Origin of the sequence: Nocardia sp. CA-107356 (genome assembly GCF_050946365.1) — a bacterium.
Classification (GTDB): Bacteria; Actinomycetota; Actinomycetes; order Mycobacteriales; family Mycobacteriaceae; genus Nocardia.
The window spans coordinates 1,476,990-1,494,219 of record NZ_CP191992.1; the positions used below are offsets into that span (position 1 = coordinate 1,476,990).

A 17,230-nucleotide genomic window follows, 5' to 3' on the forward strand; every position below is an offset into this window, starting at 1 on the left:
GGTCCTCCGTGTCGAAATTCCGGACGCTCACGAGCGTGAACCCTCCATCGACGGGAGAGTCAAGATGACTCCGATCGATCCCGTATGGAAGTTTGGCAGGCGTGCGGGAGATCTTCGACAAGGTCGGCGTGCGCGGCTGGGTGCACGCCCGATGTTTCGATTGCGACGGTGCGGCGGGTCTCGGTGCCGACGAACCGGTCGTGCTGGCCTCGGTGGTGAAGGTGCCGTTGGTACTGGAGTTCGCGCGTCAGGTCGTGGCCGGTCAGCTCGATCCGACCGATCGGGTGCGGGCGACCGCGGCGGACCGGCTCGGCGGGGTCGGTACCGCGGGCTGTCTGGACGATGTCGAGTTCAGCCTGCGCGATGCCGCGTTCTTCGCGCTGTCGGTGAGCGATAACACCGCCGCCGACCTGCTGTTCGATCGCGTCGGCCTGGACAATGTGCGCTCGCTGGTCCGCGAATTGGGCCTGACCGGCACCCGGATCGTCGGCTCGCCCCGGTACGTCGTGCAGACCATGGCCGAGGATATCGGCGCATCCGATACCGCCGAATTCGCGCGCCGCTTCCCGACCCTGAGTGTGTCGGAAGTGCTCGGCACCCGAGCCATGGACCCGCACCGCACCACCGCGAGCACGCCGCGCGATATGACCCGCCTGCTCACCCTGCTCGGCCGGGACCGCGCCGGCCCCGCCGAGGCCTGCCGGTGGGTGCGCGAACTCATGGCGCACCAGCTCAATTGGCATCGACTCGCCGCGGCCTTCCCGCCGGAGGTATCGGTCTGGGGCAAGACCGGTTCACTGCCCGCGATTCGCAATGAGATCGGCGTGGTGGAGTATCCCTGCGGAAGTCGTTATGCCGTCGCGGTATTCACCAGGGCCGACACCCTCGTGCAACGATTGCCCGACGTCGATCACGCGATCGGTGCGGCCGCGCGGCTTGCGATTCAGCGCATCCGTCACGACCTGCCGAACACGACATTCCACGGCCGCTGCGCCACCTCCTGAGCGGGTGCGGGCCGCGACGCGCCGTCGCCTTGGATCACCGCGACGATGAGGTCGGCGAGTTCGCGCACCAGCGGATGCGGCGCCGCAGCGGGCCATGCCAGCGAGAGCCGCCAGCTCAAGGTGTCGGTCAGCGGACGCCAGACGACTCTGGGCTCCTTCTGCGCCACCATGCCCTGGTCGAAGGCGACACCGCGGCCGGAAAGCACCATGCCGAGCACGAATTCGGGATTGCGGGCGTGCTGGACCCGACTGGGGCGGAAGCCGTGCTCCCAGCAGGTGCGCAGGGTCGCGTCGTAGAGTCCGGGCGCTGCGGCCCGCGGAAAGATGACCAAACCGAGTCCGGCCAGGTCGGCCAGGGTGAGCGCGGAGCGAGCGGCCAGCGGCGAGTCGCGCGGCAGCACCACGCCCAGCGGCGTCTCGACTTCGGGGCCGAGTTCGAGGCCGACCACATCGACCGGATGCTGCAGCAGCCCGGCATCGAGCTGGCGGTCGGCGAGCAGCCGAATCTGTTCGGCAGTGGTCAGTTCCTGCAGATCGACCTGGACGTCGCGGCTTTCGAAGGCGGTGAGGATCGCGGCAAGCACCCGTCCGGCCAACTCGGGCGGTACCCCGACCCGCAGCGCATCGATCTCACCCCGATGCGCCTTGCCGACCAGCCGCTGCGCCCGATCCCAGCGGGCCAGCAGATCGCGGGATTCGGCGAGCAGGATCTGGCCCGCCTCGGTGAGTTCAACCCGTCGGCTGTCCCGATCGAACAGGCGCGCGCCGAGATCCTGCTCGAGTTTGCGAATGCGCTGGCTCAGCGGCGGCTGCGCGATACCGAGACGTTCGGCCGCACGCCCGAAATGCAGTTCTTCGGCAACGGCGACGAAGTACCGCAGCTGTCGCAATGAGTCCACCCCGCGACGCTACCGACTGGCCTACGCTCCTATCCTGCCGGCCGCCGCGTAGTCCTTCACAGCGATCGAGTCGTGCAGTCACACACCCCTGGTGTTGAGCTTGGCGTCATCGCACCCGCTAGGGGCGCTGGTGCTGTCGTCGGCACTTGACCAGGATCAAATGTGGTCGGAGCGAGTCCGGAGAGCACAGCTATCACGGTGCAAGGTAGGCGATTTCGGTGACGCTCGGAATCATCGCGGTTGCGAGGTGGCTCAGTCATTGCTCCGATTCATACTCAGAGACAACATCCTGGAATCTTCGCCTATACGCTTCACGGAGCGCATCCGATTCCGTCATCAGCGAGTCCAGCTGGTCGACGCCGATCGGATCGTGCAGGCTGGTGACCGCTCGCAGGTCGGCGATCTGCCTCGTGACCTCGAGCTCGCCGAGGTCCTCGGCGCCGGTTTGAACAGCATCGTCGTTCAACATTCCCGCTAGGGAATAGGAGGCGACAAGGACATTGAAGCACCGAGAATCGCTCAGGTCGGGCTCGTTCCACGTCCGCATCACATAGTCCGCGATCGAGACCACGTCGATGAGCCAGGCCGCGAGACCGTCGGGTTCGTCGATAGGCCAATCGTCCGGGCCGAGAATCTCGCGGAATCGTGCGTCCAGGAGATCCGCACCAGTCCGGGGCCGACCGCCGACCGCTCGGGCCCGACAGAATTCCGTTGAGTCATCGATGAGTTGACGGAAGCCAGGTACCGCACGGTCGGTCCACTCGTCGTGCGTGAGGGCGACCGCTCGGTTCAAGCATGATGTGGCGACGAGAGCCCGCTGGAACGTGGTAGCCCGGTCCACCAGAATTTGTGCAAGGTCATCATCGAACATGCCAATCGTCTCCTTATCGTGTTCGACATCGTGTTCGACTATTCAAGCGACGTCGGCGGATACGGAACGGATCATCGTCGGAATCGTTCTACCCTTCTTCATCGACTGCGTTGCCGGCTCGTTCTCACCGATTGGGTTCTGGCCGGGTGTCGGTTCTCCGGTTGCGGGGTAGTCGAGTTTGTCGGGTCTGAGTGGTGGCGGGCTGCGGTTGGCACCAGAGTGTTGCCACAGTTTTCGGCCGGGCGTCGTCGGTGCGGCGTGCTCGAACGATTAGACGGCCTGCTGCCTGCTGCCACCGTTGCCCGTTGCCCGTTGCCGCCGTTGCCCGCTGCGTCCGTTGTCCGTTGTCCGTTGTCGCTGGCGCGTGGCTGCTCGCTGCTGCTGTTCTGTCCGGGTATAGGTTTCGGCGTTCGGGGTTTGTTTTCGGCGGTTGTTGCGGAGTGCGGACATAGGTTTCGGTTCTGAGGACATGGGGGTCGACACAGGCAGAACTGCTGGCCTGTGTCGAGGGCACCACCGGCGAGGGTGGTCGGTGCCGAGCGGCTGGTGATGTCGCGCGGGGCTCGGCCGACACGCTGACGTGGCTGGCCGGAATCCATGTGCAGTGTCAGGGGTGGGGAATGATGCGCGAGTGAGTTCGCGCGTGGTTGACGTGCGGAAGGTGTCCCGACCACAGATCCATCGATTCCGTGGAGGATGAATGCCCAGTTCGCGTCTGATGGTCTTGATAGGTGCTATCGCGACCCTGCTGCTGTCCGCCGTAGTCGTGGCACCCACCGCCGCCGCCCGAGATGGAGTATTTCCCGAAGGCTTCTTCTACATCCGAAACGTCTCCAGCGGCCTTGTGGTGGACATCAAATACGGCAGCACCGCGGAAGGCGCGAAGGCGGTTGTCTGGCACCGGAAGTCCGGCAGTAGCGCCAACCAACTGTGGAAATATGACGACGGGTTCCTCGTCAACAAGAACAGTGGACTGGTCCTGGAAGTCGTCGGATACGAGGGCGGCGCCAGTATCGCGCCTGGTGCATCCGTAGCTCAAGCCCGTAGGCGGGAACGACCGGAGAGCCTGAACCAACTGTGGGCATACAACTACGAAATGCTGATGCCTTACGACCCCAGGGTGGCCCTCTCCGCCCGAGACGGCAACTTCGCGGCCGGTACCGAGGTCGTGGTCGATACACCCCAGATGCATGACCCCCGGCAGGAATGGATGTTCGACACCGCGGAGTAACTCTCACCGGATCGCGATGGTCGACCTCGCTGAGGTGGCAGCGGAACTCGGCGCGACACCCACGCAGGTCTCGCTGGCCTGGCTCCTGCACCGATCACCGGTGATGCTGCCGATTCCGGGCACGACCTCACTGTCTCAACTCGCGGAAAATGCCGCCGCGGAACAGCTGCGGCTCTCCGCCGACCAGATCCTGCGACTATCGGCCCTCTAGTGACCGGAGTCGACGGATGTATCGCTGTTCTGGGATGAGGAAGTGTCGCGGGTGTATGCCACCGCCGAATAGCTGGGTGAGCACTGGACCGTGGTCGGTGGGCGGGCTCTCGCTCAACGGCACGCACGAAAGCCTCCGTCGGCGGCCCGCCGCGCTGAACTCGCTGACCGCGGCGCAACACGCGGTGCCGATCGCGCTGTGCCGCCCGCGCGTCACCGACGGGTTCGCCGCGGGATGGCCGTGGCGTTCGATCACAGGTGTGACTACGTCATGGTTGGCGTCAGTTGACTGATGTGGCGGCAGGGCCGCGCGACCCACAGTGGAAGCCACACATCCTGCTTTCACCGTTCCTCGAAAGGACCACGATATGGTCGACATCCGACGCCCCCGTATCCGGCGCGCTGCCCGGGCGGTTGCGGCGATCACGGCCGCAGTGGCCGCCGGTAGCCTCGCCGTCGCGTGCACCGCGAGCACCACCCATGCCGGGCCGACCGAGGACGCACCGAAGCCGACCGTTGTTCTGGTCCACGGCGCGTTCGCGGACGGATCGAGCTGGAACGACGTCATCGACAAGCTCCGCAAGGATCGGTATCCCGTTGTTGCGGCGGCGAATCCGCTGCGTGGACCCGCCGCCGACGCCACCACCCTGCGGGGGTTGATCAGCCATATCGACGGACCCGTCGTCCTGGTCGGGCACTCCTACGGCGGATCGGTTATCAGCGCCGCCGCGGCGGGAAGCGATCAGGTCAAGGCGCTGGTGTACGTGGCTGCGTTCCTGCCAGCGCCCGGCGAGACCGCGCTCGAGCTGACCGGCAAGTTCCCCGGGACCACCCTGCCCGGCACGCTCGACCCGGTCCCGTTCACCAACCCCGACGGCAGCACCGGCACCGACCTGTACATCCAGCAGGCCAAGTTCCACGACCAGTTCGCCGCCGACGTCCCCGCCGACCGCGCCGCTTCGGCCGCCGCCTCACAGCGCCCGATCCTCCAGTCAGCGCTGCAGGAGAAGGCCACCGTCGCCGCCTGGACCGACAAGCCCAGCTGGGATGTGGTCACCACTGAGGACCTCAATATCCCGGTCGCGGCGCAGCGATTCATGGCCGAGCGGGCGCACGCGCAGGTCACCGAGGTCGCGGCCTCGCACTCGGTCGCCATCTCACATCCCGATGTGGTCGCCGACGTGATCGAGCAGGCCGCCCGGGACACGGCCGCCCACTGACCATCGCGAAAGACACTCGAGGAGAACACGATCATGGATTTGAAACTGGAAGTCGTCGTCCTGCCGGTCGCCGACGTCGACCGCGCCAAAGCCTTCTACACCGAGCGGCTCGGGTTCCGTCTCGACGCCGATTTCCCTGTTGACGACGGCTATCGGGTCGTGCAGGTCACCCCGCCCGGCTCGGAATGCTCGATCATCTTCGGCACCGGCGTGGCTGCCGCGGCACCCGGGACACTGCACGGCCTGCACCTGATCGTCACCGACATCGAGAAAGCCGTCGCCGAACTGACCGAACGCGGCGTGACGGTCGACGGACCGTTCCGCGATGCCACCGGCGCCTTCCACCACGCCGGAACCGAAAGCCGTATCCCCGGGGCGGATCCGCAGCGACGCAGCTACGGCTCGTTCGCGGCGTTCACCGATCCCGACGGCAATGGCTGGTTCCTGCAGGAAGTCTCCCAGCGGGCACCCGGCCGCTGATCAGCCCATCAAAGGTGAACCCCATGTCCGATAAGGAAATTCGTACCTACGATGTCGTGGTCATCGGGGCGGGGCCGGTCGGTGAGAATGTCGCCGACCGTACCCGAGCCGCCGGGTTGAGCACGGTGATCGTCGAATCCGAACTGGTCGGCGGCGAATGCTCGTACTGGGCTTGCGAACCCAGCAAGGCCCTGCTGCGCCCCGCCCTGCTCTACCGCGAGGCCGCAGGCTTCCCCGGCGTCGGCAGCGCGATCACCGGACCGCTCGACGCGGCCGCGGTCCTGAAACACCGCGACCGCATGGTGGCCGACTGGAACGACCGGGACCAGGTGGACTGGCTCGACTCCGTGCAGGTCGACCTCGTCCGCGGTCACGGTCGGCTCGACGGACCCCGGCAGGTGATGGTCGACACGCCCGAGGGCGACACCGTGCGGCTCACCGCCCGACACGCGGTGGCCGTGTGCACCGGCACCGCCGCCGCCCTGCCGCCGCTTCCGGGCCTGGATGCGGTGCGGCCGTGGACAAGTCGCGAAGCGACCGGCGCGCGGGAAGTACCCGACCGGCTCGCGATTCTCGGAGCGGGCGTGGTCGCCACCGAAATGGCCGCCGCCTGGCAGGCGCTGGGCGCGCGGGTCACACTCATCGCCCGCGAGTCCCGGCTGTTGGGACGGGTGGAAGCTTTCGCCGCGGACCTGGTCGCCGAGCGGCTCCGCGAAGCCGGTGTCCGGTTGCGGTTCGAGACGACCATCACCGCCGCCGAACGCGCGGGCGGACCCGACGACGGCATCCACCTCACCCTCGCCGACGGCACCCGGCTGGTCGCCGACGAACTGTTGCTCGCGACCGGACGCGCGCCCCGCACCGACGACATCGGCCTCGACACCGTCGGCCTGACCTCCGGCCAGTGGCTCACCACCGACGACACGTTCACCGTGACCGCCGTCGAAGGCGACTGGCTCTATGCGGTCGGCGACGTCAATCACCGTGCGCTGCTCACTCATCAGGGCAAGTACCAGGCACGTATCGCCGGTGCGGTCATCGCGGAACGGGCCAGCGGGCTGGCCCTCGACACCGGTCCGTGGGGGCGGCATGTCGGGACCGCAGACCTCGAGGCGGTGCCGCAGGTCGTGTTCACCGATCCGGAGATCGCGGCGGTCGGCCTCACCACAGAGGACGCGGCCCGTGTCGGCCGGGACGTGGATGTGGTCGACTACGACATCGGCCGGGTCGCCGGTGCGATCCAGCACGATCCCGGCTATCGGGGGCGTGCCCGCGTCCTGATCGATCCGGAGCGGCAGGTCATCGTCGGTGCGACCTTCGCCGGAGCGGGCGTGGCCGAACTGCTGCACTCGGCCACCATCGCCATCACCGGCGAGGTGCCCCTCGATCGGCTCTGGCACGCGGTGCCGTCATTTCCCACTATCAGCGAGGTCTGGCTGCGGTTGCTGGAAACCTATCGCGACCAACAGTATTCGCCGATTCCAGAAGCAAGCAGATGATCACCTAGGACCGGCTCTATATCGGTGGTTCGTGGACCGAACCCAGCGACCCGGCGCTGCTGGAGATCGCCTCTCCGCACGATCGTTCGCTGATCGGCCGAGCGGCCCAGGCACAGCCCTTCGACGTGGACCGCGCGGTGGCGGCGGCACATGCTTCGGCCTGGGCCAGTACACCGAATACCAGACTATTACCGTCTGACACCGCTGGTAGGATCGTCACGTGCTCATCGAGGAAGTCGACAGACTCTAGCCGCCCAGTCGAAGGCGGCTTCCGATCGCACATTCCTCTCGGTGTCCTGTATTGATAACGGCCCGAGGAAATCTCGCCTTCGTCTGCATCCGCATAGTCCCGGAAACACGCGCGCACACGCTTACCTCGGCGCGCGAAACTTGCGGCCGCTCGTTCGCGAGCAGGAAAGAGTCGACGACCCATGTCCACATCCATGCCCTCTGCGATCACGTTGCAGAACCTGTCATTCGAATGGCCCGACGGAACGGCGGTGTTCTCCGGGATAAACGGAACCCTGACCGCCGGGCGGACCGGTTTGGTCGGCCGCAACGGCGCCGGTAAATCGACGCTGCTGCGGCTGATCGCCGGAATTCTGACACCGACGTCCGGGCGAATCGAAACTGTCGGCGAGGTGGGCTACCTACCGCAGACACTCACCCTGGGCCGCCACGCCACCATCGCGCAATTACTCGGTATCGCAGGCGAACTCGCGGCCCTGCGCGCGATCGAGTCCGGTGAGATCGCGGACGAGCACTTCGAGACGATCGGCGACGACTGGGACATCGAATCGCGCGCCGAGGAAGCGCTACACGACATCGGTTTCAACGCCGCAGATCTCGACCGCAAGGTGGGTGAAATATCCGGCGGCCAAGCCGTTCTCGTTGCGATCACGGGCCTGCGGATCCGGCGCACGCCGATCACCCTGCTCGACGAGCCCACGAACAACCTCGACCGCGAAACCCGTGCCGAACTAGCCGAATTCGTGGACTCGTGGCCGGGCACCCTCGTGGTGGTCAGCCACGATTCAGAGTTCCTGGAGCACATGGATGCCACTGCGGAACTGCACGGCACGACAGTGGATGTCTTCGGCGGCCCCTATAGCGCCTGGAAGCAGTACGTCGAGCAGGAACAGGCGGCGGCCGTGCAGGCGGCACGCACCGCCGAGCAGGCGTTGAAGGTCGAGAAACGCCAGCGCATCGAGGCCGAGACCAAACTGGCCCGGCGCGAGCGCACCGGCCGGGCCACCCAGCAGCACGGCGGCATCCCCCGGATCCTGGCGGGCAACCGCGCCAGCAAGGCGCAAGCCTCCGCTGGTGCGTTGCGCACCACTCTCGACACGAAAGTCCGTGCGGCCCAGGATGTCCTGGATACGGCAGCCGCTCGCGTCCGTCGCGAGGAACACATTCACCTCGACCTGCCCGATCCCGATGTGCCGCGCAGCCGGCGCATCGCCGAACTGCGCGACGGTGACCGTTGCGTGGTCATCCAGGGCCCGGAGCGAGTCGCCCTGGTCGGCCCAAACGGGGTAGGCAAGTCGACGCTGATCGAGAACCTGATCGACGGTCGTGATCCCGGACGCGCCACCTTGTTCACCGACCGGGTCGGGTATCTCCCGCAACGCCTGGACGGACTCGACGAGCAGGCCGGCGCGCTCGAGAACGTCCACGCGGTGGCCGCGACCATCCCGCCCGCCACGATCCGCAATCAGCTGGCCCGGCTACTCCTGCGTGGCAGTAGTGTCGACCGGCCGGTCTCGACACTGTCGGGCGGGGAACGCTTCCGAGTCTCCTTGGCGCGCTTGCTGTTCGCCGATCCCCCGGCCCAGCTGCTGATCCTCGACGAGCCGACCAACAACCTCGACATCGCCAGCGTCGACCAGCTCGTCGAAGCCCTGGCGGCCTACCGTGGCGCGCTCCTGGTCGTCAGTCACGACTACCCGTTCCTGCGCAGGATCGGCATCGACACTGTCGTAGCGCTCGATTCCGACGGCCGCATCCAGCCGGGCGGCCCCCTGTAGACCGGCATCCCCAAGGGAGAAAGAGCGGCGTCGGACGGGCCGAAGCCCGTCCGACGCCGGATGCCGGTGGTGCGGCGGTGCTCACATATGGTCGGCGTCGATGATCGCCTGGGTGAACGGATGCGGGGCTTCGTGGGGGACGTTGTGCCCGATACCGTCGAGAATCCGGTGCTCATACTTGCCGGAGTACTTGGCGCGGTAAGCTTTTCCGTCCTTGGCCGCGCCGTCGAAGTCGCTGGCGATAGTAATGGCGGGCACGGTGATCGCCGGTCCGGTGGCGAGTTGCTGTTCGTAGGGGTCGTATTGCGGTTCGCCCGGCGCCAGGCTCAGCCGCCACCGATAGTTGGAGATGACGATGTCGACGTGGTCGGGGTTGTCGAAAGCGGCGGCGCTGCGGTCGTAGGTGGCGTCGTCGAAGTTCCACTGCGGGGAAGCGCGCCGCCAGATCAGTTTGTTGAAGTCGTGCCGGTTGCGGGTGTAGCCCGCACGGCCGCGCTCGGTGGCGAAGTAGTACTGGTACCACCAGCCGAGTTCGGCTTCCGGCGCCAGCGGCTGCTGCTGGGCCGCCTGCTGGGTGACGATGTATCCGCTCACCGCGACGATCGCCTTGCAGCGTTGCGGCCAGAGGGTGGCGATGATGTCGACAGTCCTTGCGCCCCAGTCGAATCCGCCGAGGATGGCCTTGTCGATGTGCAGGGCGTCCATGAAGTCGACGATGTCGCGTGCGATCGCCGACTGCTGACCGTTGCGGACGGTCTGCGCGGACAGGAAGGTGGTCGGGCCGTAGCCGCGCAGGAACGGGATGATCACCCGGTATCCGGCGGCGGCCAGCAGTGGCCCGACATCGGCGTAGCTGTAGGGGTCGTAGGGCCAGCCGTGCAGCAGGATGACGGGTTGTCCTGTGCTCGGTCCGAATTCGGCGTAGCCGACGTCGAGGACGCCGGCGTCGATATGTTTGATGGTGCCCAGTGTGGTGTTGGCGCCCGATCCCGCCCGCAGATCGGGCGTGCCGGACGTCGTGGTCGCGGGCGCTGTAGCGGGGTCCGTGGCGCAGGCGCTCAGCGAGGCCGCGGCCAGGCTCGCGGCACCCACGGCGAGCGTCCCACTGAATAGTCTTCTGCTGATCTGCATCTGTGCTCCTGCGAGGCCGTCGTCCTGAACCGTGGTGCGGTGAGGTCCGAGCCGAGGCAACCGTCACCGCCCACATCGCTGACGCTAGGCAGTGCGCGGGTAGCGCCGCGACCGTCGGATGACGTAATCGATGACGGTCGACCGGCGTGCTGGTCTACCGGGTCGCGTCGTCGTCGCTGGTGGGCAGCAGCGCCGCCAGATCGCCACGCGAACTGATCCCGAGCTTGGGGAAGATGCGGTGCAGATGGGTACTGACCGTCCGGTGTGACAGGTATAGCCGTTGCCCTATCTCCCGGTTGGTCAGGCCCTGCGCCGCCAGCCGCGCGATGCTCAGCTCATGCGGGGTGAGCCGTTCGCGGGCATCAGTGCTGCGATCCGGACTGGACTCGCCGGCGCTGCGCAGTTCCACCCGTGCCCGTTCGCTCCAGGCGGCGAAGCCGAGCGCGTCGAAAATCTCTCTGGCCGTGCGCAAATGGGTGCGGGATTCGACGATCCGGCGCTGTCGGCGCAGCCACTCCCCGAATGCGAGGTGCAGGCGGCCGCGTTCGGCGGGCCAGCCGAGGAGATCCGCGGCCAGCGCGGCGGAGAATCGCTCCTCGGCTGCGTCGGTGGCGAAAACGGCGTGTGCATAACGCATTCCGAGGTGCAGCGCGGGCGATGGTGTCGCCGTTGCCGCCGATTCCAGCCCATCCAGCAGCTCGCCCATGGCCTCGGACCGGCCCGCGCGGACCGCTGCCTCGGCGAGCTCGGCCACGAAATACGCACGCAGGAACGGAGAATGGGCCGGATCGTGCGGATCGTGCAGGCGGCTCAGATCAGTGAAGGCATCGTCGAATCGTCCCTCGCCCAATGCGATGAGACCGCGCGTGAGCTGGACGGTGGCCAGCACGGGGCGCGCACCGGCGGCGAGCCCGGTCCGCTCGGCCTCTGCCGTGAGGGCGGCAGCCTGCTCGTAATCCCCGCGCAGGGCGGCGATCTCGGCCTCGACGGCGGTGGCCAGTCCCCGCATGAACGGTTGGCCGGTCTCGCGGCCGAAAGCCGCGGCCTCGGCCGCGACAGGCGCCGCGGCGGCGAGATCGCCGACCCGGGTCAGGCACCACGCCTGCACCGCGAGTGCGCGGGTCAGCAGGCCCAGCCTCCCGGACGCGCGGAATCCGCGAGCGGCGGCCGCCGAGAAATGTGCGGCGAGGTCGAAGGCACCCACCTGGAGTGCCGCGCTCCCGAGAAAACGGTCGACTTCCGGGTCCTGCCCGGTGCCCGCGGCCAGTTCCCGGAGGCGACCGAGAACGCGCTCACCGCGTTCGAACGGAGCCACGTATGCGGCGACCGCGACCAAGCGCGGGTCGCTGTCGGGAAAAGGGAGCGCGTCGGCGACGGCGAGCAGCGCACGGCGGGTGTCGGGACCGGGCTCGACCCAGAAGCACCGCATGGCCGCACCCCACAGGATGCGCATCGCGGCATCAGGGTAGCCATCGGCGGCTACGGAGGCCGCCTGGGCGGCCAGTTCGCCGATGCGTGACGGGCTTTCGCGCATGCCGTCGTCGAAGCCGCTGAGCAGCCAGTTCGCGGTGGCCTCGTGGCGCGGCGTGAGCGCAAGCGCGCGAGCGGTGTCCACCAGGCGTTCGGCAGTCGCGCGGCGACCGGAATCGACGGCCAGTTCGGCCGCCCGCAGCAGGCGGTCCGCGCGCCGATCCGGGCTGTCGCTGAGGGCTGCGGCCCGTTCCAGCGCCGCCACCGCCCCGCCTCGATGCCGGGGCCGTTCAGCGACGTCCTCGAGCTCCGCGGCCACCTGTTCGTCAGCGCCCACAACGCCCGCCGCGCGATGCCACACCCGCCGATCCGGCAGCGCATCCAGCGCCTCGGCCAGCGCGAGGTGAGTGCGCCGACGTTCCTCATCGGTCGCCGAGGCCGCGAGCGCCGACCGCATCAGCGCGTGCCGGAAGGCCACGGCGTCGGCGTCGATGTCGATCAGACGCGCCTGCACCGCAGGGGTGAGGATCTCGGGCTCGACCGCAGCGCCCAGGAGAATGCCCGTGGCAGAAAGCGTTTCCGCGAGCGAGTCACCGTCGTTGAGCGCCGCGACGAGCAGCGCGGACCGGCTGAGCGCGGGCAGGGCGGCGGCACGCGCGGAGAAGGCGCGTTCGAGACGTCCGGTGAGCGGCATCGCCGAAGTGAGGTCCGCGACATCCGCGACCGCCGTGGGCAGTTCGATCAATGCGAGCGGATTGCCCTGGGCTTCGGCGAGCACTCGCCGACGGACCGGCGCGGACAGGTCCTGTGCGACGCTGTCGAGCAACGCTGCCGCGGCATCGTCGCAGAGCGGTTCCAATCGCATGGGGGACAGTCCCCCGTCGCGTAGCGGCGTCGTGCTGCCGTCTCGGAGGGTGGCGATCACGGCGACGGGCTCGGTGTCGATGCGGCGGACGAGGAAGGCGAGCGCTTCGGCGCTGGCGGTATCGAGCCAGTGCACGTCCTCGGCGACGATCAGCAGCGGGCGGTCGGCGGCGGCGTCGGCCAGCAGGGTCAGTGCGGCGAGCCCCACCAGGTAGGGGCTCGGATCGTCGGCGCTGTCCGACAGGCCCGAGGCCGTTGCCAGAGCGTCGAGCTGACGCGGCGGCAGGGCGTCGAACCCGCGGCGAAGCGGGTACAACAGCCGCTGCAGGCCCGCGTAAGCGAGGTTGTGTTCGGCCTCGACACCGGCGGTCCGTAACACCCGCAGCCCCGCGACGGCCGCGGCCGCCACCGCTTCCTCGACGAGCGCCGACTTTCCGATCCCCGGCTCCCCTTCGATCAGGATTCCGCTCCAGTCGCCGGGGCCGTCCACGAGCGAACCGAGGTCTTTCAACTCGGTGTCCCGCCCGAATATCGGCATGGTGCGTACTCCTCTCTGCGGCCCACCAGGTCATATGGGGCTCCCTAGTGACCGTACCGAAAGTGGAATACGTAAGCCCCAGCGTCATCTGACTGATTCGCCGCCCTGCCCGCGACAGCGAGAGTGTTCGCATGACAACGGTCCGCTTTCATCTCCTGTCCATGCTGTCCCCCGCCGAGGTCGTACGGGTGCTCACCGACTTCGAGCCCTCCCGAGCCGAGGTCTGGTCGTCCATCGACGCCGAGCACTTCGTGGTCCACGACCGCGGCGAGACCTGGGCCGAGGTCACCGAGGGCACCGCTGCGGCCTGGGAACGCGCCCGCTACGAATGGGATCCGGTCGGCGACACTGTCACCGTCACCACGCTGGACTCCAAACTCTTCGGCCCCGGCGGCGGGTGGGTCTTCCGCACCACCCCCGAATCGAACGGCACCCGCGTCGACGTCGAACTGACCCGCACCCCGCAGGCTTTCAAGGGCAAACTGCTGGCGGCCCTGCTGCCCCTGGTCGGCCCGTCATCGCTGCGCAAGTCGTTCGCCGGCCCGCTACAGGCCGCGTGATGTCCGCACCGCACGCGATCCCCGACATCGAACCGTTGGCGCCCGGCGCACACCCCGTCGACTCCGACGGCATCACTCAGCGCTACCACGGGCACGGCCGCGGCCCCATCTGCCTTGCTCACCTCGCCATGTCCGAGGCTCATCTGCTCGGCCACCCGCACGGGGTGTTGGTGGCGGCCTACCACCCGCTGCACCGGCATCTGGAGGAGCCCGGGCGGTTCGCAGACGCGGTTCGCGAGTTCGTCCACTCCAGCAAAAGGTGATCGGTATGCCATCCCAGCGTCGGGATCGAGAATTGGAACGTTTCAGTGCGGCAGCGGTTTTCCCGGGCCCGGTGACGCTCTGGCTCTGGGCCGAGTCCGCGGTGCTGCACGGGCGCGGGCCCAACATATGGGATCTCGCCGCCGAGCGTCCCCGTTCCCCGCGATCGAATGGATATTTATCATGAATACCACTGTGGCGCTGCCGGATTCGAAGTCCGAGCGTTCCTCGCTGATTCGTCTGTACGCGGTCCGCGGTGTCGTTGCGATCGCGTGGGCCTCGGCCTTCGCCGCCGCTCACCACACCTTGGACGCGGTCGCGGTCACCCTGCTGGTCAGCTATCCCCTGATCGATGCCGTGTCGTCGCTCATCGACTACCTCGCCGTCGCGCCCGGTCCCGACCGCCGTGTGACGGCTCTGAACGGCGCCCTGAGTAGTGTGGCCGCGGTCGCCCTCGGAATCGCCGCGACCGTCGGCGGCGTCGGCGCGGTCCTGGCCGTTTTCGGCGTCTGGGCAGTGATTTCCGGCGCGACCCAATTGGCCGTCGGCATTCACCGTCGTGGTCCCGTCCTGGGCAAGCAATGGCCGACACTGATCTCTGGCGGCCTGTCCTTCCTGGTCGGCGTGTTCTATCTCGTCCAGGCCATCGGACCGTCCCCGTCCCTCGACGTCCTGTCCACCTATGCGACCGGCGGTGGCATCTTCTTCATCGCACAGGCAGCCCTCCTTGCCTGGAAGTCCCGAGCCCAGCGCGCCAGCGCTGCCCGATGATGCTCGCCGACCGTGCGTAGTCGTGAGTGTTCGATTGCGTGGGGTGGTGTGTGGGCCGTGTTACGCGCTCATCGTTGTGGAAGGCTGGGGGTATGAATCAACTGGGTAGCGCGACATCGCCTTACCTGCGTCAGCATGCCCACAATCCGGTCGATTGGCGGCAGTGGGACGCCGATGCCTTGGCGGAGGCGGCGACCAGGGATGTGCCGATTCTGCTGTCCATCGGGTACGCGAGTTGCCACTGGTGCCATGTCATGGCGCACGAATCGTTCGAGGATGCGCAGACGGCCGCGCAGATGAACGACAACTTCGTGTGTGTGAAGGTGGATCGCGAGGAACGTCCGGATCTGGATGCGGTCTATATGAATGCGACCGTGGCGATGACCGGTCAGGGGGGCTGGCCGATGACGTGTTTCCTCACCCCGGACGGCGAACCGTTCTATTGCGGCACCTATTACCCGAAGGTGCCGCGCGGCGGGATGCCGTCGTTCACCCAGTTGCTCACCGCCGTCACCGATACCTGGAATACCCGGCGCGACGAGGTGGACCAGGCATCCGCCCAGGTGGCCGACGCATTGCGAGCGCAGGCCGCCGGATTGCCCGATGCCGATGTGGCGATCTCGGCCGAACTGCTCGATCACGCGGTCGGCGCGGTCATGCGCGATGAGGATCCGAAGCACGGCGGATTCGGTGGCGCACCGAAGTTTCCGCCATCGGCGCTGCTGGAGGGTCTGCTGCGCAGTTGGGAGCGCACGGGTGACACCGCCGTCCTCGATGTGGTGAACCGCACCGCCGAAGCGATGGCGCGCGGTGGTATCTACGACCAGTTGCGCGGCGGTTTCGCGCGCTACTCCGTCGATGCCGCATGGGTCATACCGCATTTCGAGAAGATGCTCTACGACAATGCCCAATTGCTGCGCGCCTATGCGCATCTTGCCCGCCGTACCCCGTCGCAGGACCGGCAGTCATCGGCGCGCAGGGTTACTCGCGAGACCGTGCAGTTCATCGTCGATGATCTCGGCACCGACCATGGCGGATTCGCCTCCGCGCTGGACGCCGACACGCACCTGCAGCCGGGCGGCCCCGGCGTCGAGGGTGCGACCTACGTGTGGACACCTCCCGAATTGATCGGCGAACTCGGTGCCATCGACGGCGCCTGGGCCGCGGAGGTTTTCGGGGTCACCACCGCCGGTAATTTCGAACAGGGAACCTCGGTCCTCACCCGATACTCCGATCCGGACGCGCTATCCGACTCGGCCACCGCGGCGGCCGCGCGCGAGCGCTTCGAGCGGATTCGTGCGACGCTGCGTGCGGTGCGTGGGCGACGCCCGCAGCCGGACCGCGACGACAAGGTGGTGACCGCATGGAACGGTATGGCCATCACCGCACTCGCCGAAGCGGGTTCCGCACTGCAGCAAGATGATTGGGTGGACGCGGCGGTCCGCTGCGCCCGCTTCCTGCTGGCCGAGCATGTGGTCGACGGCCGGGTGCGCCGTGCCTCCCTCGGCGGTGTCGTCGGTGCGTCCCCCGGTGTCCTGGAGGACTACGCCTGGCTGGTCACCGGCCTGCTCGCCCTGCATCAGGCCACCGGCGAACTGGATTGGCTGGAATACGCACAACGCCTGCTCGACAGCGCGATCCAGCACTTCGCCGACCCCGCCGCCCCCGGCAGTTGGTTCGACACCGCCGACGACGCCGAAACCCTCGTCACCCGCCCACGTGACCCCATCGACGGCGCCACCCCGGCCGGCGCCTCCGCACTGGCCGAAGCCCTGCTCACCGCCGCGGCCGCCAGCGCGCCGGAATCCGCCACGCGCTATCGCGAACTCGCCGATCAGACGCTGCGGCGCGGTGCCGTCGTGCTGGCCCGTGCTCCCCGCTCGGCGGGCCAATGGCTGACGGTCGCCGAAGCCGCCCTTCGCGGCCCGCTGCAGGTCGCGATCGCAGCCGATATCGCCACCGCGGCAATGGAATTGATCGCCACCGCCCGCGCCGAAGCCCCTGGCGGCACGGTCATTGTCGCCGGGCCCACCGACTCGGTTCCCCTCTTGGCCGACCGGTCCGCGAAAAACGGCGCACCGGCCGCCTACGTCTGCCGCGGCTCGGTCTGCGACCTCCCGGTGACGACGCCCGCCGACCTGAGCGCATCCCTGAAACGCCCCTAGCATCGCCCGGCAGTCGCTCACTCGTCCGC

At 67.9% G+C, this 17,230-nt stretch carries 16 protein-coding genes; 12 read left to right on the top strand and 4 right to left on the bottom strand.

Features of this window, described 5'->3' with window-relative positions; translation table 11 throughout:
* The first annotated feature begins 101 nt into the window (after nt 1–101).
* On the top strand, nt 102–1,004 hold the full coding sequence (locus ACQP1G_RS06790; RefSeq protein WP_433199554.1) for a serine hydrolase: 903 nt from the start codon (nt 102–104) through the stop codon (nt 1,002–1,004).
* Here ACQP1G_RS06790 and ACQP1G_RS06795 read toward each other — a convergent pair.
* The gene (locus ACQP1G_RS06795; protein WP_433199557.1) at nt 956–1,903 is read right to left on the bottom strand and encodes a LysR substrate-binding domain-containing protein; all 948 of its coding nucleotides are present in this window, start codon (nt 1,901–1,903) and stop codon (nt 956–958) included. The genes ACQP1G_RS06790 and ACQP1G_RS06795 overlap by 49 nt on opposite strands.
* A gap of 256 nt (nt 1,904–2,159) precedes the next feature.
* Nucleotides 2,160–2,372: a hypothetical protein gene (locus ACQP1G_RS06800; RefSeq protein ID WP_433199559.1), complete on the bottom strand. Its 213-nt coding sequence runs from the start codon at nt 2,370–2,372 to the stop codon at nt 2,160–2,162.
* Nucleotides 2,373–3,474: 1,102 nt separating this feature from the next.
* Between ACQP1G_RS06800 and ACQP1G_RS06805 the strand changes: the two genes are divergently transcribed.
* The 7 genes from ACQP1G_RS06805 (at nt 3,475) to ACQP1G_RS06835 (ending at nt 9,441) form a co-directional block, all read left to right on the top strand.
* A complete protein-coding gene (locus ACQP1G_RS06805) occupies nt 3,475–4,005 on the top strand; it encodes an RICIN domain-containing protein (protein WP_433199562.1) in 531 nt (176 codons plus the stop codon).
* Nucleotides 4,006–4,021: 16 nt separating this feature from the next.
* Nucleotides 4,022–4,216 (top strand): aldo/keto reductase, encoded by a 195-nt coding sequence (locus ACQP1G_RS06810; RefSeq protein ID WP_433199565.1) that lies wholly within the window; start codon nt 4,022–4,024, stop codon nt 4,214–4,216.
* Between the two features lie 76 nt (nt 4,217–4,292).
* Entirely contained in the window at nt 4,293–4,508 is a 216-nt protein-coding gene (locus ACQP1G_RS06815; RefSeq protein ID WP_433199568.1) for a hypothetical protein, read from the top strand.
* A gap of 75 nt (nt 4,509–4,583) precedes the next feature.
* On the top strand, nt 4,584–5,435 hold the full coding sequence (locus ACQP1G_RS06820) for an alpha/beta fold hydrolase (protein WP_433199571.1): 852 nt from the start codon (nt 4,584–4,586) through the stop codon (nt 5,433–5,435).
* Nucleotides 5,436–5,468: 33 nt separating this feature from the next.
* Nucleotides 5,469–5,915 carry a VOC family protein gene (locus ACQP1G_RS06825; RefSeq protein WP_433199573.1) on the top strand — a complete coding sequence of 149 codons (447 nt, stop codon included), beginning with the start codon at nt 5,469–5,471 and terminating at the stop codon, nt 5,913–5,915.
* 23 nt (nt 5,916–5,938) lie between these two features.
* Nucleotides 5,939–7,414 (top strand): dihydrolipoyl dehydrogenase family protein, encoded by a 1,476-nt coding sequence (locus ACQP1G_RS06830; RefSeq protein WP_433199576.1) that lies wholly within the window; start codon nt 5,939–5,941, stop codon nt 7,412–7,414.
* A 431-nt stretch (nt 7,415–7,845) separates the two neighbouring features.
* The gene (locus tag ACQP1G_RS06835) at nt 7,846–9,441 is read left to right on the top strand and encodes an ABC-F family ATP-binding cassette domain-containing protein (RefSeq protein WP_433199579.1); all 1,596 of its coding nucleotides are present in this window, start codon (nt 7,846–7,848) and stop codon (nt 9,439–9,441) included.
* Nucleotides 9,442–9,522: 81 nt separating this feature from the next.
* Here the strand turns inward: ACQP1G_RS06835 and ACQP1G_RS06840 are convergent, their stop codons facing one another.
* Together ACQP1G_RS06840 and ACQP1G_RS06845 are read right to left on the bottom strand one after the other, a co-directional pair.
* Entirely contained in the window at nt 9,523–10,572 is a 1,050-nt protein-coding gene (locus ACQP1G_RS06840) for an alpha/beta fold hydrolase (RefSeq protein WP_433199582.1), read from the bottom strand.
* A gap of 154 nt (nt 10,573–10,726) precedes the next feature.
* Nucleotides 10,727–13,444, bottom strand: a complete 2,718-nt coding sequence (locus ACQP1G_RS06845; protein WP_433199585.1) for an AAA family ATPase — start codon at nt 13,442–13,444, stop codon at nt 10,727–10,729.
* Nucleotides 13,445–13,575: 131 nt separating this feature from the next.
* Between ACQP1G_RS06845 and ACQP1G_RS06850 the strand changes: the two genes are divergently transcribed.
* From ACQP1G_RS06850 to ACQP1G_RS06865, 4 genes are all read left to right on the top strand, one after another.
* Complete coding sequence (locus ACQP1G_RS06850) at nt 13,576–14,004, top strand: hypothetical protein (RefSeq protein WP_433199588.1); 429 nt, start codon at nt 13,576–13,578, stop codon at nt 14,002–14,004.
* Complete coding sequence (locus ACQP1G_RS06855; RefSeq protein ID WP_433199591.1) at nt 14,004–14,267, top strand: hypothetical protein; 264 nt, start codon at nt 14,004–14,006, stop codon at nt 14,265–14,267. Before ACQP1G_RS06850 ends, ACQP1G_RS06855 begins: the two co-directional genes overlap by 1 nt.
* A 181-nt stretch (nt 14,268–14,448) precedes the next feature.
* A complete protein-coding gene (locus tag ACQP1G_RS06860; protein ID WP_433199594.1) occupies nt 14,449–15,036 on the top strand; it encodes a DUF308 domain-containing protein in 588 nt (195 codons plus the stop codon).
* Nucleotides 15,037–15,128: 92 nt separating this feature from the next.
* Complete coding sequence (locus ACQP1G_RS06865) at nt 15,129–17,201, top strand: thioredoxin domain-containing protein (RefSeq protein WP_433199597.1); 2,073 nt, start codon at nt 15,129–15,131, stop codon at nt 17,199–17,201.
* Nucleotides 17,202–17,230: the final 29 nt, after the last annotated feature.

Coding starts and splice junctions, on each gene's coding strand:
- ACQP1G_RS06805 (WP_433199562.1), top strand. CDS start 3,475: ATGCCCAGTTCGCGTCTGATGGTCTTGATAGGTGCTATCGCGACCCTG.
- ACQP1G_RS06835 (WP_433199579.1), top strand. CDS start 7,846: ATGTCCACATCCATGCCCTCTGCGATCACGTTGCAGAACCTGTCATTC.
- ACQP1G_RS06855 (WP_433199591.1), top strand. CDS start 14,004: ATGTCCGCACCGCACGCGATCCCCGACATCGAACCGTTGGCGCCCGGC.
- ACQP1G_RS06820 (WP_433199571.1), top strand. CDS start 4,584: ATGGTCGACATCCGACGCCCCCGTATCCGGCGCGCTGCCCGGGCGGTT.
- ACQP1G_RS06845 (WP_433199585.1), bottom strand. CDS start 13,444: ATGCCGATATTCGGGCGGGACACCGAGTTGAAAGACCTCGGTTCGCTC.
- ACQP1G_RS06825 (WP_433199573.1), top strand. CDS start 5,469: ATGGATTTGAAACTGGAAGTCGTCGTCCTGCCGGTCGCCGACGTCGAC.
- ACQP1G_RS06865 (WP_433199597.1), top strand. CDS start 15,129: ATGAATCAACTGGGTAGCGCGACATCGCCTTACCTGCGTCAGCATGCC.
- ACQP1G_RS06810 (WP_433199565.1), top strand. CDS start 4,022: ATGGTCGACCTCGCTGAGGTGGCAGCGGAACTCGGCGCGACACCCACG.
- ACQP1G_RS06860 (WP_433199594.1), top strand. CDS start 14,449: ATGAATACCACTGTGGCGCTGCCGGATTCGAAGTCCGAGCGTTCCTCG.
- ACQP1G_RS06800 (WP_433199559.1), bottom strand. CDS start 2,372: ATGTTGAACGACGATGCTGTTCAAACCGGCGCCGAGGACCTCGGCGAG.
- ACQP1G_RS06850 (WP_433199588.1), top strand. CDS start 13,576: ATGACAACGGTCCGCTTTCATCTCCTGTCCATGCTGTCCCCCGCCGAG.
- ACQP1G_RS06840 (WP_433199582.1), bottom strand. CDS start 10,572: ATGCAGATCAGCAGAAGACTATTCAGTGGGACGCTCGCCGTGGGTGCC.
- ACQP1G_RS06830 (WP_433199576.1), top strand. CDS start 5,939: ATGTCCGATAAGGAAATTCGTACCTACGATGTCGTGGTCATCGGGGCG.